Origin of the sequence: Rhodocyclus tenuis (assembly GCF_014197755.1) — a bacterium.
GTDB classification, from domain to species: domain Bacteria; phylum Pseudomonadota; class Gammaproteobacteria; order Burkholderiales; family Rhodocyclaceae; genus Rhodocyclus; species Rhodocyclus tenuis.
Map to the genome: position 1 here is coordinate 398,423 of NZ_JACIGE010000001.1, position 26,420 is coordinate 424,842.

General features: G+C 59.8%; 19 protein-coding genes and 1 pseudogene. 7 read left to right on the forward strand and 13 right to left on the reverse strand.

The annotated features are described in order from the left end of the window. Nucleotides 1-145: 145 nt before the first annotated feature. The 3 genes from GGD90_RS01850 to GGD90_RS01860 all read right to left on the reverse strand — a co-directional run bounded on the left by GGD90_RS01850 (nucleotide 146) and on the right by GGD90_RS01860 (nucleotide 5,627). Complete coding sequence (locus GGD90_RS01850) at nucleotides 146-3,229, reverse strand: HD domain-containing protein (RefSeq protein WP_153114990.1); 3,084 nt, start codon at nucleotides 3,227-3,229, stop codon at nucleotides 146-148. A 490-nt stretch (nucleotides 3,230-3,719) separates the two neighbouring features. Further along, nucleotides 3,720-4,652 carry a hypothetical protein gene (locus GGD90_RS01855; protein WP_153114989.1) on the reverse strand — a complete coding sequence of 311 codons (933 nt, stop codon included), beginning with the start codon at nucleotides 4,650-4,652 and terminating at the stop codon, nucleotides 3,720-3,722. Nucleotides 4,653-4,757: 105 nt separating this feature from the next. Then, nucleotides 4,758-5,627, reverse strand: coding sequence for a hypothetical protein (locus GGD90_RS01860; protein ID WP_153114988.1), 870 nt, complete (start codon nucleotides 5,625-5,627; stop codon nucleotides 4,758-4,760). Nucleotides 5,628-6,647: 1,020 nt separating this feature from the next. Here GGD90_RS01860 and GGD90_RS01865 point away from each other — a divergent pair. Next, entirely contained in the window at nucleotides 6,648-7,202 is a 555-nt protein-coding gene (locus GGD90_RS01865; RefSeq protein WP_153114987.1) for a 3'-5' exonuclease family protein, read from the forward strand. A gap of 111 nt (nucleotides 7,203-7,313) precedes the next feature. On the opposite strand, the gene GGD90_RS01870 is transcribed toward GGD90_RS01865, so the two are convergent. From GGD90_RS01870 to GGD90_RS01910, 9 genes are all read right to left on the reverse strand, one after another. Then, a complete protein-coding gene (locus GGD90_RS01870) occupies nucleotides 7,314-8,486 on the reverse strand; it encodes a Wadjet anti-phage system protein JetD domain-containing protein (protein WP_153114986.1) in 1,173 nt (390 codons plus the stop codon). 4 nt (nucleotides 8,487-8,490) lie between these two features. Next, entirely contained in the window at nucleotides 8,491-11,943 is a 3,453-nt protein-coding gene (locus GGD90_RS01875; RefSeq protein WP_153114985.1) for an SbcC/MukB-like Walker B domain-containing protein, read from the reverse strand. Next, on the reverse strand, nucleotides 11,940-12,608 hold the full coding sequence (locus tag GGD90_RS01880) for a DUF4194 domain-containing protein (RefSeq protein ID WP_153114984.1): 669 nt from the start codon (nucleotides 12,606-12,608) through the stop codon (nucleotides 11,940-11,942). The genes GGD90_RS01875 and GGD90_RS01880 overlap by 4 nt, the downstream gene beginning before the upstream one ends. Beyond that, a complete protein-coding gene (locus GGD90_RS01885) occupies nucleotides 12,605-13,891 on the reverse strand; it encodes a Wadjet anti-phage system protein JetA family protein (RefSeq protein WP_153114983.1) in 1,287 nt (428 codons plus the stop codon). Before GGD90_RS01885 ends, GGD90_RS01880 begins: the two co-directional genes overlap by 4 nt. A gap of 179 nt (nucleotides 13,892-14,070) precedes the next feature. Continuing rightward, nucleotides 14,071-14,901: a WYL domain-containing protein gene (locus tag GGD90_RS01890; RefSeq protein WP_184414893.1), complete on the reverse strand. Its 831-nt coding sequence runs from the start codon at nucleotides 14,899-14,901 to the stop codon at nucleotides 14,071-14,073. Nucleotides 14,902-15,049: 148 nt separating this feature from the next. Beyond that, nucleotides 15,050-16,063 carry a TniQ family protein gene (locus GGD90_RS18375; RefSeq protein ID WP_153114981.1) on the reverse strand — a complete coding sequence of 338 codons (1,014 nt, stop codon included), beginning with the start codon at nucleotides 16,061-16,063 and terminating at the stop codon, nucleotides 15,050-15,052. Between the two features lie 7 nt (nucleotides 16,064-16,070). Continuing rightward, entirely contained in the window at nucleotides 16,071-16,961 is an 891-nt protein-coding gene (locus tag GGD90_RS01900) for a TniB family NTP-binding protein (protein ID WP_153114980.1), read from the reverse strand. Next, a complete protein-coding gene (locus GGD90_RS01905) occupies nucleotides 16,958-18,811 on the reverse strand; it encodes a Mu transposase C-terminal domain-containing protein (RefSeq protein ID WP_153114979.1) in 1,854 nt (617 codons plus the stop codon). The genes GGD90_RS01900 and GGD90_RS01905 overlap by 4 nt, the downstream gene beginning before the upstream one ends. Beyond that, a complete protein-coding gene (locus tag GGD90_RS01910; protein WP_153114978.1) occupies nucleotides 18,808-19,497 on the reverse strand; it encodes a TnsA endonuclease N-terminal domain-containing protein in 690 nt (229 codons plus the stop codon). Before GGD90_RS01910 ends, GGD90_RS01905 begins: the two co-directional genes overlap by 4 nt. 25 nt (nucleotides 19,498-19,522) lie before the next feature. Between GGD90_RS01910 and GGD90_RS01915 the strand changes: the two are divergent. Together GGD90_RS01915 and GGD90_RS01920 are read left to right on the forward strand one after the other, a co-directional pair. Further along, a pseudogene (locus GGD90_RS01915) lies at nucleotides 19,523-20,191 on the forward strand (ATP-binding protein); the annotation flags it as partial. 19 nt (nucleotides 20,192-20,210) lie between these two features. Then, nucleotides 20,211-21,404, forward strand: coding sequence for a multidrug effflux MFS transporter (locus tag GGD90_RS01920; RefSeq protein ID WP_153114976.1), 1,194 nt, complete (start codon nucleotides 20,211-20,213; stop codon nucleotides 21,402-21,404). A 30-nt stretch (nucleotides 21,405-21,434) separates the two neighbouring features. On the opposite strand, the gene GGD90_RS01925 is transcribed toward GGD90_RS01920, so the two are convergent. Then, nucleotides 21,435-22,685: an MFS transporter gene (locus GGD90_RS01925; protein WP_221227619.1), complete on the reverse strand. Its 1,251-nt coding sequence runs from the start codon at nucleotides 22,683-22,685 to the stop codon at nucleotides 21,435-21,437. 427 nt (nucleotides 22,686-23,112) lie between these two features. Between GGD90_RS01925 and GGD90_RS01930 the strand changes: the two genes are divergently transcribed. From GGD90_RS01930 to GGD90_RS01945, 4 genes are all read left to right on the forward strand, one after another. After that, entirely contained in the window at nucleotides 23,113-23,988 is an 876-nt protein-coding gene (locus GGD90_RS01930; RefSeq protein ID WP_153114975.1) for a DMT family transporter, read from the forward strand. 74 nt (nucleotides 23,989-24,062) lie between these two features. Then, nucleotides 24,063-24,605: a crossover junction endodeoxyribonuclease RuvC gene (ruvC, locus tag GGD90_RS01935; protein WP_200384914.1), complete on the forward strand. Its 543-nt coding sequence runs from the start codon at nucleotides 24,063-24,065 to the stop codon at nucleotides 24,603-24,605. A gap of 82 nt (nucleotides 24,606-24,687) precedes the next feature. Next, complete coding sequence (ruvA, locus tag GGD90_RS01940; RefSeq protein ID WP_153114974.1) at nucleotides 24,688-25,263, forward strand: Holliday junction branch migration protein RuvA; 576 nt, start codon at nucleotides 24,688-24,690, stop codon at nucleotides 25,261-25,263. 92 nt (nucleotides 25,264-25,355) lie between these two features. Next, nucleotides 25,356-26,420: an AI-2E family transporter gene (locus GGD90_RS01945; protein ID WP_153114973.1), complete on the forward strand. Its 1,065-nt coding sequence runs from the start codon at nucleotides 25,356-25,358 to the stop codon at nucleotides 26,418-26,420.

Sequence of the window (26,420 nt, forward strand, 5' to 3'; positions counted from 1 at the left end):
CTATGTCCCGAACAACACAACAGGCAACAAGTCGGCCAAAGCCTCCGTTCGGCTCATCCTCTCTTTGTGTCGGTAAGGTAACCGTTAGCTGGCATTGAAAGAACGAACACCCATGGGAGGCGCAATTTCAGGGGGTGTCGGGCGCTCAAAGTTCCGCGTCTTTCCATCTCGTGAAGTCGAGTTCCCCAAATGAGAACCAGCCGTTAGCTCTTGTCCAGAGATGGTAAGGCGGCTTAAGGTTTTGTTCGCATTGGTCCCACTGAACCGCGGAGTAAAGGTGCCCAACACGCTTTTGCCAGTAGGACACGTTGTCCAAAGTAGGCGTACCTTTTCTGCTGCTGACAGACTCCGAAATGCATGCAACGAACCCCTGTGCAAAGCGTTGCAGATCAGTTGGTTCATTTACGTTCTTGCTCTGATGTGCAAGAGCAACAAGCGGATGATTCCTGTTGGCGGTCGGGAACGGCGTCTCGACTGCCACAGCATTCGTGGCAGCGCCGACGTAATTGAGGAAAAATCCCGACACGCTGAAAGCGACACTCCGCTTGTACATTCCTAAAGGAATACCCCGGTCAGGTTGGGCGGTTGGATCAAAAACCACTTGACCATCTCTAATATCCAAAGCGCTCATGAGCAGGACACTTGATCTCATTTGCCAAGACAGCGACGGAAGTTCCTCTCCTTTCGCTTCCCAATCTTTGAGCGACAGGTCGGGGCCGACGCTAGCGCCCTGTTTGTTTCGTAAGGCGAAAGAGTCATTCTCATCAGCACACATCAACAGTTCGCCAAGTTCGCGAACCTTGCGCCACTCAATCTGCTCGTCGTTGTCGACCAAGGATACGGAAAGCGTTTCCCATAGCGCTGACGATGGAATCCAATCAATGGGAATGCTGTAAATAACAGACAACTGCCAAAAAGTTTGTGGCAAAAGCCCTTTGGAAAGGTAGTTGGTTAGTTGTTTCCATAGCATCCCATTTCCAATATTGAACGAGCTATTAATCCTTCTCCAGCCGGGTAGTTGCTGCGATAAGTTTTGATCCGGAGGAGTCCGGCCGGGAGTTATTTCCGGCTTCAGGTCGCCTCTTGTGTCAATAAGCGCGGGGGACATGCAATAGATACCCGAGTTCCGCCATCCCAGTCGATGTCGGATAGTATCTGCATCAGAATGCCGACCCGGTTCCCCCCCGACCAATATTCCGTCGACACAAACTTGAATGTCGCTGTGTTTATTTAGTGGAAAAGGAGTTGTTTCTGGACGGACTCTTAGTGCCCAGTTTTTTCCCGGGCCTGCGGCATCTGCTATCCATTCTGCCTCGCGATTGTTGAGGCAAGGCAGTCCAGCATCGTCCAGCAAGACAGAATTCCGGATGAATCCCCGTAAATTTTTTGACACTTCGGAAACGTCTTGCTCGAAAGTCTGCGCCGCTTTGATATTGGCTAATTCGAGTATTGTTGGAGTCTTTTCGATCATGACGGGGATCGTCACTATGTCTTCAATTTCCTTAACTTCACATTTCCCGAGGATAGGAAATTCGGTTGCTAGGGCATAGCCTCTGAGGACGGTAGTGAGCTTGACTTTGTCCGTCCATTCGTCGACTAACGACGGCTTCTTGCGTGCCACGATCCTTACGGTCGTGCCGATGGATTGCTGATTACTTCCCTTTCGAACCACGATTAGACCGCTCAAGCCCTGAATTTCGACGACAAGCGGATCGCCCCACTCTCGGCCGTGCCCGTAGTCCTTGCGAGTTTCAATGGTGATCCTGTCCCCCAACATAAAACATGACATGAAGCCTATGCCAAATCGGGAGCAGGGATCAAAATCGCTACCGGTGGCTCTCCACCTCGTCCGCTCGCGTTCGAATTCGGGTGACCGGTAAAAGCTTCTGCCAACTTTCACAAGGAATCTGCGAATGATGCCTTCGTCCATCCCCGTTCCGTTGTCTCGGCATTCGACAACCTCGTAACCATCGTTATCAACAAAGTGGCGAAACTCAACTTCGCCTTTGCTCCACTGTATGCCAGAATCTGCGAAGAGTGCTTGGCGATACCTGAGTGCATCGAGCGAGTTCTGCAACAGTTCGCGAATGCACAGGTGTTCTCCGCCGTAGAGCTTGTCGGTCATCAGCAGACGAATAATTTCATCTCTGGAAAGAGAGAATTCAAGGTTGTGATATCGGTATGAATCTCCATCGGGTTCGATTCGAGATCGATCAACGTGGGTCGGAAGTCGTAGCTGGTAACCGTCGATGTCGCGCGGCTGCAGGCGGCAAATCGAGTGTGCGGCTTCAAGTTCCTGATCAATCCAGCCCATGTAAGTGAGTGCGGCAGCTTGATAAGCCGGATGCTCGCACTTCACAGAAAACCGGATCAGTTCCTTTGAAATTACCCACCCATCTACGGCACGGTGTTTTTCCCATTCAAACAAACTTACGGGAGATGTGAAGTGGATGCTCTTGAAAAGTACTTCGGGTGTGCGTTCACGGTCGAAGTCTAGAATGTCGGCGAGCCTCAGAACTGCAGCTAGGAAAGGCATGTTGATTCGATAGGTCCCGACCTGCTCGTCGTATCTAAAACCTCGGGTTGGGATTAAATCATCCGCAGGAAGCGTGTGTGCCTCACATAGGAGCCCGATCAGAGGGGATAGGTTTGTTCCTTGAGCCTCAATGCGTTTATCGTCTTTATAGCGGGATAGAACGTACTCAGATGACCGCTTTCCGTGCCCTTGACGCAGGAAGTCGGTGAGCATTGCGGTGTCGAGTTCAGCTATCTGCGCGCCCAGTAGCTCTCTTCGTCCGATAGCAACCGTAGAGTCGGCAAGTTGCCTCGATGTCTCCGCGAAATTTGGATGATCGACGCGCCAATTATCCTGAAAAAGCTTGAACTCTTCGGAATCCCTAAGCTTCAACAAATCACTGTCGGATGGAAGCATTCCTTGGTCATGAAAAAACGCCGAAAGAATCAAGAGGGCCAGTTCGATCTCATTGAGTTTCTTCGCTTCGTCACCAAGCACCAGGCTCATTAGCTCTGTGGTTCTAAGTAGGTGACGTTCATCATGAAGCGTGTACTGCGGTGCATATCCGGCCATTGCTTTCATGCGATCAGCAGCCTCGGCACACACCGCCACAACATTCGTAGCCAAGTGTTTTGCGGTCTCTGAATCTCGATTCGATAGCTCCTTCCAGAGGTTCGTCTCTTCGACCCGAGTGACACAGATTGTTCTTGTCATTGGCTGTCCTTGGCTTCCTATGTAAGCTGGGTCCAATTATGCCCGCAGTTCGTATGGGTGACAGGAACGATTCAGCTGTAAGCATCAGAAGGAACGCTACGTTCGCCGGAATTCCAAGTCGAACGGCGAGTAACGGGCGCATTGCCGACTTATACTGGCAATCATTCCATTGACCGCTTTGGCCGAATACTAGACGGACTGTGGTATGACTGCAGCTCGGCCGAAGCTGACCTTGGCCCCCTGGTCAGAATCGTGCGGCAATATGCTGATTACCTGCCGTTCTGCCGCCGAAGGTATCAACATCCAGACGGTCAGGAATGATTGACCTTCACCATCACCGTGCGAACCACAGGCGTGTTGTGGGTTCCGCCCCGACGGCTGTACCATTCATCCTGACGTACTTGTCTCAACCATCCCGGTTAGATGACGCGGAACTGGAACGACTCGTTGTTCCATCTATGCGTCAGTACGGAAACCCGAGGCAGGTACGTCACTTGTCTTTTTTGCACCACCAAGCTGCTAGCACAGCTATCTGTTTGACATCTGCTGCACTAAGCGGGCGTGTTGCCCATTCTGTCGGGTAGGTAATCTCTTCTCGGATGCGAATCAAAAGCGAGTGACTCTCTCCATCGACTGCGAGGGCCTGCCGATACCAGCACATCAAGTATCGCGTCTCCGTCGTTGTCGGACCATTCACTTGTAATCCAACGAAGTTGCAAGCGTAGCGGTCTGGCGGGCTAGCGAGAAACGCCTTCAGGTATGGAACGATTCTCAGCGACAGGGTGCGCCTAGCTTGAGACTTTGAGCGCCTTGTGATGTGACGCCAAGCCAGTCGTGTGATTTGAAGATTCCCAACCAGCGGGTTGTCCCAAGCCTGCGCCTTGAGCGCTTTGAATGCCTCCTTGGCTTTGGGCATTATTTGAGTACTGGACAACCTCCCAACAGTTTGCTTCGTATAGCGTCGCGACCATGAAGCGTAGTCGTACAACCGGGAGAGATCATAGCGAAGTGAAGGGCGCAGGTACTGCGTTCTTCGTAGCTTCGCAGGGGTTTTGAGCGCGCTGCGTGGGTCGGTAGCATACCAATAGAGCCGGTCCATAGGGGGTGGCGGAACCCAAATCACCAATCCAGGCATGCCAGTCCCGGACAATGCTTGAAGTGTTGCTTTGTCGATTCCAAGCGCCAGAAATTGTGCGTCTGATGATGCCCTGCGATATGAAGGGCCGGCTTTTACTTGTGCATGTGCAGTAATCACCTTTCCTGGTGCCGCTATGTGGCGGAACGAGAACTTTACGTCCACCTTGGCCGCGTCCTCAGCCATTGTGGTAGCTGTGGTTTCTGCACAGGTGGCGACCCCAAGGAGGCCTGCTGCATATCGAGCAGCAGCAGCACCATCAGTTTTTGTGTGGGCAGGAAGGGTCATTTTGTGATTTCTAGGTTACGTCAATGGTTGTAGCTGCGCTCTTCCATGTAATCATGGTTTCCGACACGCAAAAACGTCTTTTTACCTTTTTCGACGGACCTGGATCTAAGTCTTCCGGGTATCAAGGTGAGATGTGAGCCAACCCACAACTACCTGTGACGTTTCCTCATCCCAAAAAAAATAGACGCGCAGCGCATGGCGCGGATCGTACGAAGTACCCTTACGAACGTGAATGTCTAGGAAGCGCCGACGTGTCGATCCAGATGGATAGGTAACGTAGTATTCTTCTCCCTGTTCGCCTGCCCTCACGGACGATATTGAGCCCGACTCTGTCAATTCGAGGCTTCGCAATTCCTCTTCGTAGGCTTCGCGCCCGATTAAACCGAGGCGCATTTGTCGGTACACCCCGGCGAGCATCAATAGCGCCTTGTAGACCAACGAAGGGTTGTCATAGGGAGCGCCCCGAACCGAACGCGCAGCACGCGGCACAAGCATTAGACGGCCAGCGAGGTTCTTGTCACACCAATCGGGCAACTCGTCATAGGTATCTGGGATCAGAATTTGCGCATCGGGGTCAGTCCCGCCGCGCTGCGTAAGTAGCCCACGCAGGCGGTCATTCTCAACGCGTAGAAAGTAAGCACGAGCCTCTGCGGCTTCTGCAATCCCCTTTCGTTCATCGGCGAGCGTGTTGTACTCATTCGCGTCTGTTTCAGCTTGATTGAGTTGCTGCTGGAGCCTACCCACCTCCTCCTCGTACAGCTTAATAACGCTACGATCATCATTTGCCGCGCGTGCTCGTGCCGCTTCTTGGGCGAACCGCTGGTTCTGGATATCGGCGAAGGATGTCCAGCATTGCCGTGACTTTGGCGTATCTACGCTCGTCGAGTAAAGCGTCCGGGTAATGAAAGGACTGAACGCGTCTGCGCCAAACGCCTCACCGTCTCGGAAGCTGCGCACCGTTTCTAGCGTCGCCATGGGGTGTCGAAAAAGTTCCTGCGAAGAAGGGTCAAAGTCCGGCTTGTAGGTTCGTAATGAGCCCTTAAAGGCGACCCACTCGCGGCCGGCCAACCGCATCCAAGCGTAGTTCTGTTCTCCGTAAAAGTGACTACGTGTGCTACGCCGACTAGCGCGTTCGCCGTCACATCAGGATTGAGCGCGTATTCGCCGGTTCCAAATTCCGGGGTAAGGACTAAGACGGGAAGATTTCGCGCAGGATCGCGTAGATGCTTCCAGAACAGGGCAAGCCGTTCGTCAGAGTCAATACGATAAGGAGTGGCTGCAATCGGAAGACCCGCATCGTTAAGGCCTATCTGAGCTGCGATTTCTCGCAGAAAGCGTGGCACAGACAACGGTGGCTGATCGCGCCCATCAGAGTGAATAGCCGTCCGGATACTTAGCACGACCTCCGATCTGGCGTGAACCAGTAGGACCTCCACTGACCAGATTCGGGCAAAATTTCGTCCTTCGGTGGTATTGTCGGGGTGCTCGACCTTGGCGGCCCAGACTTGATCGAAGCCCTCTGGCGGAGGATCGAGGCGTACGGCAGCAAACTCCCGGCCTGGTTGGTCGATAGCGAAGCTTTCTCCACGCAGAGCGTGAGGTGGAAGTGCGCCGCCAAGAATTGCACGATGTTTCTCGTCTATCCACCTCAAGACAAGCCGCTGAGCAGCCACGAAGCGTTGTTCCGCTGGCATGACCAAATCCCCAACAGATGCGGTCGTTAGCTGCATGACCGGACGAGTAACAGTCCGCGACTGGACCTCAGAGCGTGTTCGAGAAAGTTGGTCGTAAAGTGGCATGTGAAGTGCCGCCTTTGTGCCGGACATTATTTTCCCCTTTGGCATAATCAATTCGCCGATTATGGCATTTTCTTGAAAGCGGTGATGAGATCGCCCCCATCCTCTTTCGGGTCGCTACTAGTGTCCGAGTAGATTACCAGCGCATAACATTGGCAGACACAATCGGCCGCTCGTCAAGTCTTTAAAGGGGTTGAGCATGCTCATTTTCTTCGACACCGAATTCACTGAACTGGGCATCGATCCCAAGCTGATTTCTATCGGCCTAATCTCCGAGGATGGCGGGCACACTTTCTACGCTGAGCTATTGGACAGCTATCGACTAGCGGATGTGGGCGACTTTGCCCGACAAGAGGTATTGCCGCAGCTTGAAGGCGGAAACGCGCTCATGACGATGTCCGACCTGGCTCTTCGTTTGGGCAATTGGCTAAAAAGCTTCGAACAACCGGTGCAACTGGCGACTGATTCGCTGGCATGGGATTGGCCACGGATTCAGGAGATATTCTCGAGCAAATGGACGTGGCCGGAGAACCTTGCCGGCAGACCGCTGCTGCTGACCGTGAATTGCCTCAATGACTACGACCGCTTCGTCGAGGCTGTGGAAGAGGCGTTCCGTGATCTGCGCCGGCACCACTCGCTTGATGACGCGAAAGCAAACCGGCTGGGGTGGATTGCGGCCGGCGGCGACATCGAGCAAGGAACGAGGTTGGCATTAGCGCAAGCCCATCGAAAACTTACCCAGACGTTGCGCTGAGAGGTTCTCACCAATTTCCTCCTTCGTCTTAGATTGCAGGGCGAACCGGCGCGGAAATCCGTAGAGGCCACGGATGTGCCCGAAGAGCGCGCAATTGTCGCGGAGCTGCGATCAGGAGGCTAAGCCTTCCTGCTCTATCGTGAAGCCGGCTTCGGCGACTGCCACGCCCAGCTCCGGCCATCCGGCTGCGGTGGCAAAACGCTTTATGCGCTCTAGAACGTAGGGGGTTGCTTTGCGGCGCACCTCGACGGGCACGTCATCCGGGTGCATCTTCCAGGGGCGCAACACGTGACCGGCCGTCTGTACCTCTCGGGCCAACGCAGCAGCGATCCGGAAACCGCCCTCGTCAACGTCACCCCAGTGGAAGACTGGCGTTGTCTTAGGTAATCCCAGTAGGAGCCGTCGGAACATAGCGCGCCAAGCCGGAGAAGGCATTCCTGCGGTATAAATGAGCAGCACTTCCTCGTTGAACCGCTGCTTCGCCTCGCTGTGGAACGTCGTCAGGTTTTCGATGGTGAGCACTTGGCGGGGAATACTCTCAAGGCCCCGCACGGTGATTGCCGGCAACCCCACGTACGGGGCGTCGAGGCAAGCCGACACCCTTTCCCGGGTGATGACTACGTTGCCCGCAAGTAGCACGGGATGCTCTTCGCGGAATAAGCCCAACTCCTCCCATACCGCTGCGGGCGCACGAGGCGCCGCTTCTACGCTGCCACACAACAGAACGTCGACCGGACCAGCCAGTTTCTCAATGCGCTTACTGTCCTTGAAGACACGGTAACTTGCCTCCCGTATCGGAACCGAGATCGCGTCTGCAGCCATGGCGCGAGCCGAGTCAATGATCTTCACCGCATCCAACCAGTCCTGTACCGAGGCTGGGGGTAACGTCCGAACGGTGCGCAGCTTTGACCATCGCAGCAGGACGTCATTGAGCACCGGAAACCGCGCTAGGTACGGCGCCAACTGCGCAGAGGCACCGGCCAGAACATCGGCCAGCGGCTTATGGCCTAGGAATCCGGCCAAGGCTCGCCGATCAACCAAATCCACCCGTTTAATGAAGCCGTTTCCATCCTGCGGATCATCCCAGATCAGAGTGACAGCGCCCGTAGCTTGAGCCGCTTGCATGTTAGCCTCGAACGACTCCTTGGCCTGTAGTGACCTTTCGCTACGGTAGTCCGTGAGATTCGACTGGGTAAGCGCAGCAGCACGCGAGCGGACACCTGCATCTGCCCTATCACCGTCGCGAAGTAGCTTCTCAAGCAACCTGAAGGCGCGCTCATCCATCGGATCAGATGTCCTCAGCCACGACCGGCTTAGGCGCCTTGCCGCGGCGCATCGCCGCCAGTTCCTGATCGACTATCCAGGGGTTGAACTCGGGCAGGTCTTCGCGGAACAATGCTCGCGTCTCCGGCTTCACTTCCCTACCTTCGATCATTACCGCGTTGTTGTCGACGTCGCGCAAGATGTCGTAGTAGCGGTGCAAGAAGGCCGTCAAGATGCCAAGGTTTTCGCCGGGACTAGCCATCAGCACCTGCAGGCCAAGCTCTTCCAAGTAGCGCATCGTAGCAATGATGTTGGTCGGGTCCATCTTGTTGAAGGCTTCGTCGAGCAACATCAGCCGCAGACCATCTTTGTGGCCTCGGTCGAGGCGGTAGGCAGACGCTAACGCTGCACCAGCAATGACGTAGAGTGGTGACCGATGCTCACCGCCCGAGCCCGGCCCCAAGCGCTTGCTGAGATGGCCGACGACCTTCGGCGTCTTAGTCAGCGGGTCCTCGCGCAGAATTTCGATGTCGAACTCGAAGAACTCACGGTAATCATCCAGAGGGCTTTGCACGCCGGTGGCGCCGGGCGCGATCTTGTCCTCAAGCAGCGTCCTGAATTCCTCTGGTAGCTCGCCAGGGCCGCCCCACAGGTCATCCGTCGGGCCGTAGGCCGCGACGTTTTTCACAAAATTGAGTAGGGATTCCAATTTCGGCCGAGCTACCCGCCGAAAGCGGTAGCGCTCGCCGTTCGAAAACGTCGGGCACTCGCGCAACACAGCGTTCAGGCGCTCCATGGTCTCGTGAAGCCAGTCGAGATTGTTGTTGAGCGCAATCGCCACATCGTTACGAAAAGTCTCCTGCGAGGTGCGATAAGCCGCATCCATGTCAGCCTTGAATGGCGCAAGCTGGGTCTCATTTAGCTGCTTCAGCAGATCCTTAAGCCATTCCCTGGCCGTCTGCCAGTCAGTGGCAATTTCCTGGGGGGCATGCTCTCGGTATTTCTGAAGGAAGATACCCAGTTCCCGGCTGCCAGCGGCAACAGCTGTCGCCATGCGCCGACGGCAAGCTGTCTGTTGCTCCTCTGCATGCAGCACCATGGCCGCGTAGGCAGTGTCGTATTTGTCGAGGAGCACGTCCCACTGGCGAGCCTCGAAGTCTTTATCCACCGCAGGATGCTGCCTTGCCTCCGTAGCCGCTGCGTAAGTGGCCTCGACCGCGAGCTTTGCGGCCGCCTCCAAAGTCTCGCATTGCGTACGTTTGGTCTTAGCACCACCGATCTCTTCAGCCACTTCCCGAAGGCGCTCCGCCGCCTCCGCGGCTTGCTGCCGCGCTTCCGCCTCTTCTGCGCCCAAGCGCACGTAGTCTTCGTCTACTGCCCCCCTTAGCAGCTCCGTCTTGCTGGTTACCTCGTGCTGAGCCTCTTCCATGGCGCTCCACACGTCCCCTAAGTACTTCAAAAGCGTCTCTTCATGAGCCACTCGTTGCAGCGCGTTTATCAGTTTAGTCAATGTTCGTTCTTGGCCTTCCAGCTCAAGAATCGCCCTCTGTGCACGATCTAGTTCGCCCTGAACAGCGCTGCGCTGGCTGGTACTACCCGCGCCAATCCGGAACTGCGCTGGTGGCACAGGGCGCAAACGCTCAATCTCGCCACCGGACACCAGCATCCCGTCCTTGGTGAGGGTACGTTGACCAGAAAATGCATCCTTGTCACTGTCAGCGCAACGCAGATCACCGAGCTGGCGTTGTAGGTAAGCGACGGCTGCCGGATTGTCTCCGTCGATCAGATCAGCGACCGAGCCCTGCTCGAACCGCTTGCCGATGGTTTGGCGGCTCTCTAGGGCGATCTTGGCACCATAGACGGTGTGCGAACCCGTGAGGTTGCGATAGATGCGGAAAGCATCCCGCTCTTGGTCGGAAGAAACCAGCAACGCTTCCATCGTGCGTTTCAGGTAGGCCTCAATGACTGGCTGCCATTCCGGATCGACGATGCGCACAAGGTCGCATACAGGGGCTGCGTGAACGCCGTGATCTCCCAATTCCGTAAGCAGCCGCTGAGCCTCTGAAGACAGCGGGGCGCGCCCACTCCGGATGCGCGCCAGGTTTTCCTTCGCCTCTCGCTCTGCCTTCCGGGCTTCTTCGAGGGCACGTTTGAGTGTGCCGCCTTGGTTGAACAACTCATTGAACGCAATCTGCGCTGTTTTGAGAGCTGGACGCAACACGGTTACGACCTCGTCCCGAGTTGATGTGCCCTCGGATACCTGCCGCTTAGAAAAATCGAGCGCACTCACCGCAACTTGGAGTCCGGACGCTTGCGCCTCGAGAAACCCAGAGCCAGCGGCCTCATCCAGCGTTCGCCGCACCAACTGGATACTATTGGCGACCTCTGTACGCTTGGCCTGTACTCGAGCCTCTGCAGCTTGGATTGAAGTTTGCAGTGCACCGTAATCCTTATGGGCCGCATGCGCTTCGCGCTGCGTGCGCGCCCGCTCTTCTGCCGTCTTGGCTTCCGTTGCTTCGAATTCCAGTGCAGCCTTCTTGTCCTCACAGACCCGCACGGCCTCCTCGGCGCTTTCCGTAGCGAGGCGTGCTCGTTGTAGATCTTCGTTGGCGACTTGGGTCGCAGCCATCTTCGATAGCGCATTCCAAGTCACAGCGCGCCGGGATTCGTCCGCAGCCTTGTCGTATTCGAAACTAACCCGCACTCCATCGGCGATCTTGGCCTCTACCTGCGCGACCATTTCCGCCAAGCGCCTGAATGACTCGGTCACCTCCTTAAACTTTTTGATGTTCGTCGGTCGAGCCTCAAGCACGTCATTGCGCACAATCTGGTCCACCGTCTTGTCGAAGCGCATGCGCAGGGCGAAGCGGAAAGCACGTGTGAAAGCCTCCGGCACAGGCGCGCTGCCTGAACCACGCAGGGCCAGCATGGCAGCCCGAATATACCGCTCGGAATCCGCATAGAGCGGATCCTGACCTGACACTTTGGACCGCTCAATCAAATGATGACGAAATATCGCCCACGCCCGTGGTCGCTCAGAACCATTGACGACTTCGAGGTGATCACCTAGGGACAACTCAACGTTCGGCAGGATGTACCGTCCTAATACGTCATGGCTATCGCGGTCGGCAGATGCATATAGGCACACTCCCATGGATAGCGGAGCACCGGTCTCGGTGTCTCGCCAGATCAGCGTGATGTAGGTCGTCGCGTTATCGCGGGCACGGTGCTCCAGACTCTCACCATACTGACCAAGGCAATACGCCCGAAGCGAACGTGTTGTCGCCTGCTCGTCAGCCTGCGCGTTGAGCGCGCATAGGCGACTGTTGGCGCCCAGCATGGCAATCTGTACCGCATCGAGGAGCGAGCTCTTGCCGCTGCCGTTCGGACCGAAAATGCCGGTGATCTCTTCCAGAGGGACATCCTGTTGCTCGAAGAGGAAGAACTGCACCACCCTGATTTTTTCGAGGTACTTCATTCGTGGCTCACTCCTTCTTCCGCAGCCGGCGTCACGACATCCGCTTCACTGACGTCTGCAGCGGCGACGTTTCGGAATTGCACCAGGCGCGCCAGTGCAGCCTCACCCAGAACGTCAGCAATCGCCGGCCGAATGATCACGGCGTACGGCTGACCCACTAGGTCGTCGCCTTCATCAATGCCTTGATCCTCGGATTTACGCGCGATGCCCCAGCGCTTCATAGTCTCCATCAAGGCATCTAGTTTGCCCTTGGCAGGTAGCTCTTTACCCGACATCAGGCGAAACTTTTCAGCCAGCTCCACAAGGTCACAGCCCACTTCGCCATCGTCAGTCAATTGCCCGGCACTGGCCGACTCGTCATAGATCGCGCGTAGGACCAGCGCAAAGACGGTCTGCGCAATGGAAGCGGCGCCGGCCTTCGCGTGCTTAGGCAAGGCATAGGCATAGCGCAGTTGGCGATTCACTTGGACGTCGATGCCTAAGGGCGCAAGTGCCTGTCGGAAGTCTCGCTCGTAACGCTCGACCATCCAGTAGGCTGTCCGGCTGTTGCGGTCCGCGTAGTACAGTACTTGCTCGACCGCGAGCCGGTAAGCCGCCATTTCGAGTTCTTCGCTTGAGTGCAGACAGTCTGTTCGAGATGCCAGTGATTCCCAGTATTGGCTCATCTGGATTTCTCCGCCGCCGCTTTTCGCCGTTCAACGGTGAAGGAGCGACCCGCGATTAGCGCCTGTTCGGGTTCGCTGTCGTCCTCCAACGTCACGCGGAAACCCTTTGCCATTACTGAGGCTGATAGCTGCAATCTCCGGCTGTCGGAGCTCATGGCTAAACCGAGTCCAGCCAATGCCTGATAGGCACGGACGTCGCCAATTGAGTTAAGTGCGAGTCTGCCGCTAGACACCTTATCGGCGCCGGCGAGGCGGCCGACCACGAACTCTGCGAGCGTGAGCGGCGTAACGCTGCGGGCTTCCCGTGCCCGAAGCATGACATGGGCGCGCGCAACCTGCGCATCGGAGGGACGTTCGCGGCGCAAGCTCGAGGGCGGTGCCCGGTCGACGCTCTTTCTCGGCTCGGCAAGACGGTCGCCGCTGATCATTTCGCCTGGCGGAAATGGATCGCTGATTGCCGGGAGATTTCCAGCGAGAGCTTCCACGATAGCTTGCTTGACTAAATTATCAATCGGTCGCAGCGAGCGTAGCCGGTAGTCCAGGTAGGCCAGCGCGCGCCGGTTGGCGCGACGAATTTCATCGTCGAGTCGGTCAAGGTATTCGTCGATCCGATTCAGCTCTAGGAGACGGTGAATGTCCTTATCAAAAAGGATTCCGGCCTTCTGACGATCGCCGGAGCAGCGCTTCGTCTCGTACCAAGCAATCAAACGCGCCCGATGGGCCTCCGACGAGGAAAGCTCCTCCACGGCGCGTATGATTTGCTGGCGACGGGACAGTGGGTGCTCCTTAGTGCGCAGCTCGCGGTAGTCGCCGATGAATACCTGCTCGATGTAGTCGCTAAAGAAACGGCGGACGTACTCGGCTGTGGTGGTAGCGCGCGCCAAAGCCTCCATGATGTCCCGGATGTTAGTCCCCGTATTGCGGACGTGCTCTAGGAGATGGCGGGCCTGCTCGGCGGTCTCGCTCAGCGTGTCACCATCGGCCTTTCCTTCGATGACCTGCTGGATGTTGAGGTCGATGGAGCGGATTTTCCCCGAGAGGAAGACCGGTCCGGTCTCAGCAAACGAGACCAGAATCGTCAGGAACTGGTTGACCGTCGGCCGCATGGTGACGCGCTTTTCGACGCCATGCTTCTCCAAGCGGAACCAGCCTGACTCTTCAAAGCGATGGAATACCTGCGCGGCGCGGATGCTGATCGGCGTCTCCGGCGAATGCCCATCCTCGGCTTCCCAGACGTCTTGGGTAAGCAACTCATCTTCGATGTCCTGCGAGATCTCGCGCACCAAGAATCCGTGGCTAGGTGGCAACGGAGCGTCAGGACCGAAGCGCCTCTCATGGAGGCGGCAAAGCAAGGCCCAGTACCGGTGTCGGTTGGCGGAAGAGAGTGGTGCGAAGAGCCGGTCCGGCAGCCGCTCGAACAACAGCGTGGCGGCCGTTGCATTAGCGCGTCGAGATACTTGTGTCAGCTGGGGAATAACCAAGGCTTCACCTCCTCAAGGTTAGCTACGGCCAACTGGTAGTCAGGTGGGCACTGCTTCTTGACGTCGGTTGCCGCGCGCACGTCCTGAATGAAGTAGCTCACTAGCGCTCCGCGACAGGTTTCTACTCGGGCGGCAGTATTGCTGAAATACTCGAAACGGATAAGTGACTCCTGCTCGGGCGTCAAATCCGGATGGGCGACGAGCCGCACACGAACGTCAGCTAGCCACGCCTTGTCGTCTTGTTCAACCTTGGTCGCTGGCGTTGCTAACAGCTTGACCTCAACTATCCGACCGAGCGCGTAGTCTCGGAAGTCCTGTCGAGTGTGGCAATAGGCCCGCACATGCCAACGACGGCCTGCTCGAATCAGATTGTGGGGCGAGATGATTCGCTGATGTGGCTCAGGGTTCCGCATGGAGCGGTAGCTAAGCTGAACCGCACGGCCTCGACGAATCGCCTCAGAGACGATGGCGAAGTGCTGTGGTGAAGGCGTCGAGAGATCCGGGAATGCCGCTAATATTCCTCCATTGCCGGGCGCGACGCTGGTGGCCGCGTATGGCAATCCAACTAGGGTCAGGTACTGAGTCAGGGATGTTGCATCCGCCAACCTGCGCGGATCGGAGGTCCGCCAAGCCTTATAGGCGGCCGGCGTTGTATGGAAGCTCCGAGTCTTCGCATCCCACATGAGCCAGTCCGGATACTGCTCACGGAATTCCCGAATCCAGACGCTAGCCCAGTTGGAGCTGAGGTCGAAGAGATCCATTAGTCGGCCACGATTTAAGCGTCCCTCCCAGATGAGGAGGAGCTTGAGCATCGCCAGCCGTTGGTGAGTTGTATCAGCCTTTTCTATCATATCGAATAGAATATCATACCGTTTTAGGTATCATACCTGATGCGGTACGATTTGCAGGGCTATTCGTGGTGGAACGATTCTTTTGGCGAGCCGCTATGCTCCCGAGAACTCAGGCTCTGCGTAGATTTGGCCTCTGAGGACGCAACGTCCCACAGTGATCTGGAGCGTTAGCCGTGAGCCCCACCTGCCAGAAGTTTGCCCGCATCACGCTGTTCAGCCAGTAGGGCGGACATTCATCATGACAAAACATTGTGTACGGTCGGCGAACGTGCTTGCAAAACATCAGGAGGTCCTCTGGCCAGTTCCGCAGCAACCTGACCGCGTGACGCATCAGAAGTAGCCGACTTTCGATATCACAGCGCTCGAAGTTGCGGTTTGAAGGCGTCACGATCTTGAAGCGACGAACCCCATGCATGAGAGTACGCAACCCATCGAAGTACAGATGCGAGTAGAGGCTTGAGTTTTCTCCGATGCACGTGTATCCCGTCTCGATGACCCGCTCTATCGATCGCTGCATGGCGACGTCACGACTATCGGCACGTACAGGCGAGCCCGAAATGGGTTTTCTGCAAAAGCCGCATGTACGCATGTCTCCTCTTGCCGGAAAGCTGTGGCGGGTCGTCATGTCGGCCCGGTGCGGTGCGAGCGGTTTGCCGCACTTCCCGCAACGATCCTGCAGAAGCAAGCGGTGCTTAGTACATGCCACAAGCAACGCCAAGCGCCAGCTTCGGCGCAAGTAGGGTTCTTTGTCTTCGTCTAGACACGCCGGGCAAAATTGCTGCCCGAAGGCCCGGTGGATCCGATGATAGATGCCCACCGGCAAGACAAACCTGGTTAAGCCATGCTCCTGAAACTCATCAAACACGGTTGACTCGTAAGCCCTTAGTGTCATCCGGTTGAGCTGCTCCAGACTTACTCCAGCGCGCTGCGAAAGTCCTTCTAGTAGCCAATCTGGCGCATGGTGATCGACATCCCGATTCCATATCTGGCGTGCTCTACCAAAGCAAGAGGCGTAGAAGCTGTGAACTTTGTATCCGTTTCCTCTTGCAAGGCGGATCATCCAAGACGACAAAAGTTCGTCCGGCAAGGGGTGAGGATGGATAGGCCAAATCGTGTGTGCCACGATTCACCTACAGAGTTGCGGCAACTTGCTTGCGCTGAGTTGGCGGCACGTATCCGCAACGCTCTAGCATCGACACCGTGATTCGTTCCTCGCCGGCCTTGATCGCGTGAATAGCCGCCATGTTAAGCAAAGTGGACATTTCCCCAATCGTTCCGGAAGACATATCGAGGATGCGATCCGCCAAGGGCGACTTCGACAACTGCGAAGGCTCGCGCAATGGTAGAACTCGCTCAAAGCTCGACATCAGTCGCGCGAACTCCGCATTGCGCGTCCACTTATTCAGAACCTCTGGGGTAAATCGATTTGCCAGCTGTGGATCAGTCTGAATTGCGCGCACAGCTTCCGCAGTACCGATACCAACGATTGGAACCCGCAGCTCGTTGCCGAGGTACTTCAGCACGTTGAGGCAGTTGCGTTGTTTCACATATGCGCCGGCCATCAAGTGGTGAAGCTCGTCGATCATCACCAAGCCGAGGCTCACGCGCCTCAGAACTGCCACGACACGATCACGCTTCGCATCGGTCGATTCGCTCCGCGGGTTGCCTTCAAAAAGGCGGGTGAGGATAGCGTTGTAAATTCCCCTCTCATCTGGCCCAGGTGGCGCCTGGATGTAAAGAACAGGGATCTTCACTGCCTCACCGGTGGGATTTTCGCTTGCAGGATGCTTCTCCCGAAACTTTTCCACCAACATGGTCTTGCCGTTGTTTGTTTCGCCGACAATCAGCATGTTCGGCATGCGAGGCTGGACGGGATGAGTGAGCAGTTCTTCCAGCTTTCCAAGAATCTCACGCGCGCGGGTATAACCGATCCATCTGGGCTTTTTGATGTGTTGAATCCTCTCCTGGTCGGACAGCTCGAGCTTGGAGATGGCAGTATCTGAGAGGTGCGGATAGCTCATTGCGCCTCCTCGATGTCCTCGAAGGGTTGAACTTCGCCGTCCCCTCTCGGCGCCGGCGTTTCAACTGGAGAGTTTGTCGACGCGGCTGGCATTGCATTCTGTCGCCAGCCCACGCGGCGTTGAGAAGTGCGTCGAGCGCTTCGGGACTTCTCTCCAGCCGCGCGCTCAATGCGGGCCATTTCTGCCAGCCCCTGAAAGATGGTGTCTTCATCGGGCTGAAGCTCTGGCTGCGCAGCGATGCGCTTCAGGGCTGCATTCAGTTCCCACACGCTGATCTTCGGACGCGTAATGTTGCGATAGGGCACTGCAAAGTAGGTCTTCGTATCCGGATCAAAGAAGTACACCTCGCTGATATCGCGAGGATCACGCACGAAGACAAACTTCCGCTTGAGCTTCGCGTTCTTGGGGTCGCGGGCGTGGATCCACGGCCGCAGTACGTCTGCGTAGTAGTGGATGTTATCGATGACGACGCCGTACTCCTGGATCGTTCTCTCGACATACGGCATGAAATCCAGTCGAAGCTTTCGCTCATCGCGGACAGGCTCAGGGAGCCCGATTCCAATAGTCGTGCTGGTCCCGAGAAGGAACTGCTCGTAGTACTTGATGGGCGGAATGCGGCCAATTCCGCGATGTGGTCTCTGGTGATATACCTTCAGCGAGAAGATCGAGAACCAGTGTTCAAACTCGCTCAGGGTCATCACTGCACGACCTTGGGAGTCATATTCGCCGCGCTCTTGCACGTTGGAAAACGTGGTGCCGGGTAACGCCTGAACACGATGCATAAATGTGCGAAACAAGCGCTCAACGTGCCCGCCATAGTTCGGCAGTCCTTTCGGACGGTTCTCCATCACGATGTTGTACTCACGACATGCCCTTTCAAGCATGGTCCCTCGAAACTCTGATGCGTTATCGGCATAGATTTTGGAGGGGATGCCATAGATAGGCCACGCCGCATCGATGGATCGCTCGGTCAGCCATTGCACCTTTGGCAAGATTGCATGTGCCAATGCCAATCCGGTCGAGAGCGCGCCAGGCGGATCGAGAGATGCGCAGAAGCCTGCAAGCATGCGCGTGCAGCTATCCGTGACGATCGTTAGATAGCCCCTACCGATCTCCCGCCGGTACTGCTCATCCACGAAGCACATGTCGATCGGAGAGTGATCAATCTGGTAGACGGCTAGCGGCACATCTGCTCCAGGGAACGAGCCTCGCAACGGCTGGTACTTTTCTCTAGCCTCTTTGAAGCTGTGCCGCTTCGCGACGATCAATCGATCCTGAAGCCCATTGATTCTGCGACGGATCGTCGAGATACTCGGGGCGCTAAGCTGCTTCTCTCGGCACGAAAGCGCGATACGCTCCCACAGTGCAACAACGGAGGGGCGCTCCCGAGTCAGGAAAAATGCTTCAATCTCGGACTGAATAACGGCCTCCACTTCGGTGGCTAATCGCGTCTTGCCGCTATCACTCCGCGCGCGGCGCACCAGCACAGAAACCGTCTTGCTTTCTTGCCACTTGGCAATCCAGCGATATACGGTGGCGCGATCCTTCCCAAGCCTAGCCGCGACCTCGTCGACCTCTTGGCGGGTGCGAGTTCGGCTTTTACGCTCAACGAGGGGTCTAATGGCCTCAAAGCGATTCCAAGCCGCGTTCCAGTCCTCGTCCGGAATAGTCATGAGCCCTTGCTTGCCCTTTTCCGTTGTGAGCGTCGTCTGTAGCTCAGCGGCGGGAGCAAGCTCCATGTGGCCACTTACCGGATCTTTGATGAGGACGCGGTCGATCGACGGAATATCGAGGAGGATCCAGTCGCGATCGTGCCAAGAGACTGGACAACCAGGAATGAGTTGGCTCATGCGTAGCCCCCAAGAAACCAAATAGGTGATTGCATCGTGAGTGGTTGCACAAGGTCAAAACCAATCCGACGTTCAGCGAGCAATTTCCAGATCGTTGGGAGAACCTCGGCTTGGCGCCAACGGTCTGTAGAAATGAACTCAGCGAGACCGCGTGGCGTGGTCTCGACAAGTTCGTCGATAGCGGACATCACTGTATCTTCTGCACCGTGATCAAAGGAGCGATTGCGGTAGGGCAGAAGAAAGCGGGCGTTGTCGAGATAAGGAGTTCGTATCTCGCGCTCGGTGTATATCTCGAAAAGCCAGCCGCGCTCTTCGGCATATTGCTTCGCTGCCTTGGCGAGTTTCCGCCAGTTCCGCCATTGTCCGCGGAAGGCTTCGCGATACTTGATTTCGACCAGCACCGGTTGGCAGTTCGGGCGAAGATCTGCTCTCCATTCGATCAGTCCGTCAGGCGTGTACCGACACCAATTTCCGCCCTGATCCTGGAACTTCAGAACTACCGGCTGGGGAGTGTAAATATCTACGGAGAAATCGAACTGGAGTAAGAGCATGAAGTCTCGCTCCAGCGAGGACTCGTAACGATTGCCGTTTGGCATCGTTCCAGTGACACTACGGCTTTGGACGCCAATCTGGCGAACAGGGCCGGAGACTAGGGAAGAGACTTTGTTCGCATTCAATGTGCTCATTTATACCACCTGTTCGCAATTAATTAGCTTGTTTACAGGCGGCGCAACGCCCCGCCCCGGCGAGATTTCACTGGCGCATCACGGCGTGCTGTTCCTCGACGAACTGCCCGAGTTCGACCGGCGCGTGCTTGAAGCGCTGCGCGAACCGCTGGAGAGCGGCCGCATCCACATCTCGCGCGCGGCGCGGCAGGCCGAGTTTCCGGCGCGCTTCCAGCTCGTCGCGGCGATGAATCCGTGCATGTGCGGCTATGCCGGTGACAGCAGCGGCCGCTGCCGCTGTACGCCGGACCAGATCGCACGCTACCGCTCGCGTCTCTCGGGCCCGCTGCTCGACCGTATCGACCTGCAGATCGAGGTGCCGGCGCTCGACGCCGCCGCCCTGCAGGGCGCGCCCGACGGCGAGTCGTCGGCGCTGGTGCGCAGCCGCGTGCGCGTGGCGCACGAACGCCAGCTCGCGCGCCAGGGCAAGAGCAACGCGCTGCTCGCCGGCAAGGAGATCGACCGCCACTGCACGCCCGATGCCGAAGGCAGGAAGCTGGCAACACAGGCGATCGACCGGCTGCGCCTGTCGGCGCGCGCCTACCACCGCGTGCTGCGCGTCGCGCGCAGCATCGCCGATCTGGCCGGCAGCGTCGGCGTCGGCGCCGCGCACGTGGCCGAGGCGATCCAGTACCGGCGCTTCGCGCGCGACTGATTTGCCGGTTCCTGCTCCCTTGCCGGCCACCCGCAGCACGCCGCCGCCGCGCGGCATCGCCCTGTTGCTCGCCGCGCTGTCGTCGCTCGGGCCGTTCGCGATCGACACCTACCTGCCGTCCTTCCACGATATCGGCGCTTCGCTTTCGGCGACGCCGATCGAGGTGCAGCAGACGCTCACCGCCTACCTGCTGCCTTTCGCGCTGATGACGCTGTGGCACGGCGCCATCGCCGACGCGCTCGGCCGGCGGCGCGTCATTCTCGTCGCACTGGCGCTGTTCGCGCTGGCCACCGCCGGCTGTGCGCTGGCAACGCGCATCGAGGTGCTGTGGCTGCTGCGCGCGCTGCAGGGAATGACCGCCGGCGCCGGCGTCGTCGTCAGCCGGGCGATCGTTCGCGATCTCTACGACGGAGCGCCGGCGCAGCGGCTGATGGCGCAGATATCGATGATGTTCGCGCTGGCGCCGGCAGTCGCACCGGTGGTCGGCGGCTGGCTGCAGGCCTGGTTCGGCTGGCGCGCGGTGTTCATCTTTCTCGTGCTGCTGACCGTGCTGCTGTGGCTGGTCTGCTGGCGCCTGCTGCCGGAAACGCTGCCACCGGAACGGCGGCAGTCGTTGCGCCCGGCCTACCTGTGGCAAAGCTATCGCAGCGTGCTCAGCTCGCCGCGTTTTCTCGCGGCGACGGCGGCCTTGTCGTTCAACTTCCTCGGCTTTTTCGTCTACGTACTGTCGGCGCCGGTGTTCCTGATGCGTCACCTGCAGTTGCCGGAGACGGCCTTTTTCTGGCTGTTCGGCCCGGCGATGGGCGGGCTGGTCGTCGGCTCCTGGCTATCCGGGCGGCTGGCCGGGTGCGTGTCGACCACCGGCACGCTGCAGCGCAGCTACCTGCTGATGGCTGCGGCCGCGACGATCAATATCGGCCTCTGCCTGGCGCTGCCACCGGCGCTGCCGTGGAGCGTCGCGCCGATCTTCCTGTACACGCTCGGCATGGCGCTGGCGATGCCCAGCCTGACACTGCTCGCGCTCGACCCGTATCCGGAAAAGCGCGGGCTCGCCGCCTCCTGCCAGACTTTCCTGCAGTCGGGCTTCAATGCCGTGGCCGCCGGCGTGCTGGCACCGCTGCTGTGGGGGTCGACGCTGACGCTGGCCGCCGGCATGGCCGGCTTCATGCTACTCGGCGGCTGTGCAGCGTGGGCGCAGCGGCGGCTGGAGTAGGCACTCGCCGCCTCCCGCCTCTGCTTCCGCTCAGGCCGCCTGCCGGCAATGCGTTTCGCGGGCAAAGACGATGAGCATCAGCGAGACGGCGACGGCGGCAACAAGCAGGCCAAAGCCGGCCTGATAGGCAGCGGCGTCGTAGATGCGCGCACCGGCCACACTTTCGCCCTGCCAGTGGCGGTCGAGGATCCAGCCGACGCCCGGCTGCAGCAACATGCCGCCGAGCAGCGGCCCCATGTTGCAGACACCCGACGCGGCGCCGACCAGATGCGCCGGCGCCGACTCCTTGGCGAAGGCGAAACCGATGATCAGGTTTCCGGAGACGAAGCCGGTCAGCACCAGCGCGACGACCAGCAGCGGCAGCGACAGCGGCACGAAGACGATGAGCGCCCAGCCGGCCAGCGCCGCCGCCGTCGTCGCCACATAGAGCGGCTTGCGCCGGCCGATGCGTTCCGACGCCGCGCCGAGCAGCGGCCCGCCGAGCGCCCAGGCGATCAGCAGCGCCGAGGTGATCGCCGCCGCGCTCCTGGTATCGAGCCCGTGCACCTGCCGCAGGTAGGGAACGCCCCACAGGCCGGCGAAGGCGAGTACGCCGCCGGCAACGCCAATCGGCGTCAGCAGCAGGATCCAGGTGTTGCGCAGCGCCAGCACCTGCAGCACGCCGCGCAGGATCGGCGCGTGCCCGCCCGCCGGCACCGGCGGCGCGTAGCTGCGCCAGCCGGCGTCGGCTGGATCGTCGCGCACGCGCCACCAGATCAGCGCCGCGAGCAGCGCCGTCGCCGCCGCCGAGACCAGCATCACCGAGCGCCAGCCGATGGCTTCGACGGCGATGCGCAAGGGCACGCCGGCAATGACGCCGCCGACGACGCCGCAGAGCAGCGCCAGTCCCGACGCCAGCGCGAACTGGCGCGGCGGGAACCAGCGCGTGGCGAGCTTGAGCATCGAAACGAAGGCCACCGCCACCGCAGCGCCGACCAGCAGGCGGCCGAAACTCGCCAGTTCAAGGCTGTCGGCCAGCGCGAACAGCGCCGTGCCGCCGGCCGCCACCGTTGCGCCGGCGATGAGCAGGCGACGCGGCCCCCAGCGGTCGGCGATGACACCGGTGGGAATCTGCATGGCGACGTAGGAATAGAAGTAGAACGCCGACAGATTGCCGAGCGCGGCGGCGCCGAGCGCGAAGTCCTCCATCAAGCGGTCGGTGATCACCGCCGGCGCGACGCGCTGGTAGAAGCCGATCAGGTAGAGCAGCGCCGCCAGCCCCCACACGCTCCAGGCGAGCACCGCCGGCGGATGCGGCCGGTCCGCAACAGCGCGCCCAGTAACAGCCTGGCGCGCGCTCAAACTGGCACTTCCAGCATCAGGGGAATGGCACGAGGTCCGGGGCTGGCGTGGCAAAGCATCATGCGCTGTCTTCCTGGCAAACCGGAGGGATTGGAAGGAGGGAAGTGAGGTGCCGCAGCGCAGGACGTTTGCGCAGACCGATTGTAGCCGGCGGCGGCGCAAACGCCAGCGGCGCCAGCTGGCGACATTCTGCCTGCACGCGCCGCATTGCGTCAGCGGCGGGCGGCGCGCTGGCCGTTCGCGCGAGCTTCGCGGTAGAGTCCGCCTGTTCGCCGCCGCCCCGACCTCGCGTGAGCACGTATCGCTCGCCCCGAAGTACCTCAGCCGCCCCCGGAAAACACTGCGCATCCTTTCGCCGCCATCGCTCATGCCACTGCTGCAGCCCCTGCTCCCTTTCCTCTTCGTCCTGCTGTGGAGCACCGGCTTCATCGGCGCGCGCTTCGGGCTGCCGCACGCCGAGCCGCTGAGCTTCCTTTTCATCCGCTATCTGCTGGTGATCGTGCTGCTCGCGCTGCTCGCACTGGCGGCGCGCGCACCGTGGCCGCGCGACGCGCGACTGATCGTGCACCTGGCGATTGCCGGCGTGCTGGTACATGGCCTCTACCTCGGCGGCGTTTTCCTCGCCATCGCGCAGGGGCTGCCCGCTGGCATTACCGCGCTGGTGGTCGGCATGCAGCCGCTGCTCACCGCCGCCAGCGCCGGCTGGCTGCTCGGCGAGCGCGTCACACGCCGGCAGTGGCTGGGCCTTGCCGCGGGATTCGCCGGCGTGGCGCTGGTCGTCTCGAGCAAGATCAACGGCGAGGTGCCGCTCGGCGCCGCGCTGTTGCCGGCATTGGTCGCGCTGCTGGCGATCACCGTCGGCACGCTCTATCAGAAGCGTTTCTGTCCGCAGTTTGATCTGCGCAGCGGATCGGTGATCCAGTTCGCCGCAGCGGCGCTGCTCACCGGGCTCGCCGCCGCCGCGAGCGAGACGATGGTCATCGACTGGGCGCCCGAGTTCGTCGGCGCCCTGCTCTGGCTGGTGCTGGCGCTCTCGGTCGGCGCCATCAGCCTGCTCAACCTGCTCATCCGCAGCGGCAGCGCGGTCAACGTGAGCAGCCTGTTCTACCTGACGCCGCCGCTGACGGCACTGATTGCCTGGCTGCTCTTCGACGAACGGCTGACGCCGCTGGCGCTCGCCGGTTTCGGACTGGCGGTGAGCGGCGTCTATCTGGCGCGCAGCACCGCCAGCGCCAGCAAGTGAGCACCTGCGAGAGGATCGGGAAAGTGAGTGCGAACCAGCCGAACGAGCGCGCAAGTGCCGCCGCTGCCGAGGTACTGCCTGCGGCGCCGGGCGTCGTGCGCATTCTCGGCGTCGATCCGGGGCTGCGCATCACCGGCTTCGGCGTCATCGACCAGTGCGGGCAGCAGCTTGCCTACGTCGCCAGCGGCTGCATTCGCAGCAAGGACAAGGAATCGCTGCCACAGCGTCTGGGCACGCTTTACGCCGGCCTGCGCGAACTTGCCGCGAAGTACCAGCCGCAGCAGGCTGCCGTCGAGATCGTCTTCGTCAATGTCAATTCGCAGTCGACGCTGCTGCTCGGCCAGGCGCGCGGCGCCGGCATCGTTGCGCTGGTCGCCGCCGGCGTCGACGTGGCCGAATACACGGCGCTGCAGGTGAAGCAGGCGGTGGTCGGCAACGGCCACGCCGACAAGGTACAGGTGCAGCACATGGTACGCCGCCTGCTCGATCTGCCCGGCGACCCCAGCCCCGACGCTGCCGACGCGCTGGCCTGCGCGATCGCTCACGCGCACGGCGGCCAGGGCCTTGGCGCGCTGTCCACCAAGGGCCGGCGCGTGCGCAACGGGCGCCTGCTGTGAAGCGGCGAGAAGCAGCGGACAGGCGCTGGCAGCGCCTGTTACCCTTGGCGGCAGCCCTCAACATCAAGCCAGGAATAAACGCATGATCGGAAGACTCGCCGGAACACTGCTGAGCAAGAACCCACCGCAGGTGCTGATCGACGTCGCTGGCGTCGGCTACGACGTCGACGTGCCGATGAGCACCTATTACAACCTGCCGGCGAGCGGCGAAAAGACCGTGCTGCTGATCCACCACGCGGTACGCGAGGACGGCCACTTCCTCTACGGTTTTGCCAGCGAGGGCGAGCGCTTTGCCTTCCGCCAGCTGCTGAAGATTTCCGGCATCGGCGCGCGCATGGCGCTGTCGGTGCTCTCGGGAATGTCGGTCGACGATCTGGCCGACGCCGTGGCGCGCCAGGAAAGCGGCCGGCTGGTGAAGGTGCCGGGAATCGGCAAGAAGACCGCCGAACGCCTGCTGCTCGAACTCAAGGGCAAGCTCGCCGACGCACTGCCCAACGCCAAGGCGGCGCCGGCCGACAGCCACCATGACATCATCAATGCCCTGCTGGCACTGGGTTACAATGACCGCGAGGCAGCCGGTGCAGTGAAGGCACTGCCTGCCGGCACGGCGACGGCCGACGGTATCCGCCAGGCGCTGAAGCTGCTCTCGCGTCTGTAGGCGGCCCGCCGCGCAGTTCCCGCCGTCAGCGCGTCTGCTTTTCGCGCGTTGTACTTTCCTGACCCTCTCCGGACCCGCCGCTGCCTGCCCGCATGCTCAACCCGTCGAAGCAGTTTGCCCAGATCGCGCTCGTCACCCTGCTGCTTGTCGGCTGCGTGCTGGTGCTGCGCGGCTTCGTCGCCGCCATCCTCTTTGCGGCGGTGATCTGCATCGCCACCTGGCCGGCCTACGCGCTGCTGCTGCGCAAGCTGAAACGGCGGCAGGTACTGTCGGCGACGCTGATGACGCTGGCCTTGACCATCATCTTCGTCGCGCCGCTGACGCTGATCACGCTCAGTCTGGCCGAGGGCGTCTCGCTCGCCGTCGAGAAGATCGGCCCGCTGCTGCAACAGGGGCTGCCGCGACACCCACCCGACTTTCTGCGCACGCTGCCCTTCATCGGCGAACGCATCGACGCCTACTGGAACAACATCGCCGGCAGCCGCGAGGAAATCTCGCGCCTGTTGCGCCAGGCGATCGACCCGGCGCGCGGCGTCCTGCTGCAGACCGGCGGACTGATCGGCAACGCCCTGCTGCAGCTGGCGCTGGTCGTCTTCATCGCCTTCTTTTTCTACCGCGACGGCGAAGCCATTGCCGGCCTGTTGCGCACCGGTTCGCGCCGTCTCGGCGGCGAGCTCGGCGAGCATCTGCTCGAAGCCTCGCGCAACACGGTGATGGGCGTCATGGTCGGCATCGTCGGCACCGCCGCCGGGCAGGCGCTGGTCGCGCTGATCGGTTTTGTCATCGCCGGCGTTCCCGGCGCGCTGCTGCTTGCTGCCGGCACCTTTTTCCTGTCGATGGTGCCGATCGGTCCGCCGCTGCTCTGGGGTGGCGCCGCCTGGTGGCTGTACGACCAGGGCGAGCTAGGCTGGGCGATCTTCATGGTGATCTGGGGCCTGCTCGTGATCAGCAGCATCGACAACTTCCTCAAGCCCTTCCTGATCAGCAAGACGGCGAGCCTGCCGCTGCTGCTGATCGCGCTCGGCGTCTTCGGCGGCGCGCTGGCTTTCGGTCTGATCGGCGTCTTCCTCGGACCGACGCTGCTGGCGCTCGGCCTGATGCTGGCGCAGCACTGGACCAGTCCGCAAACGCCGGCACCGCCCCAGCCAGAGAGCTGA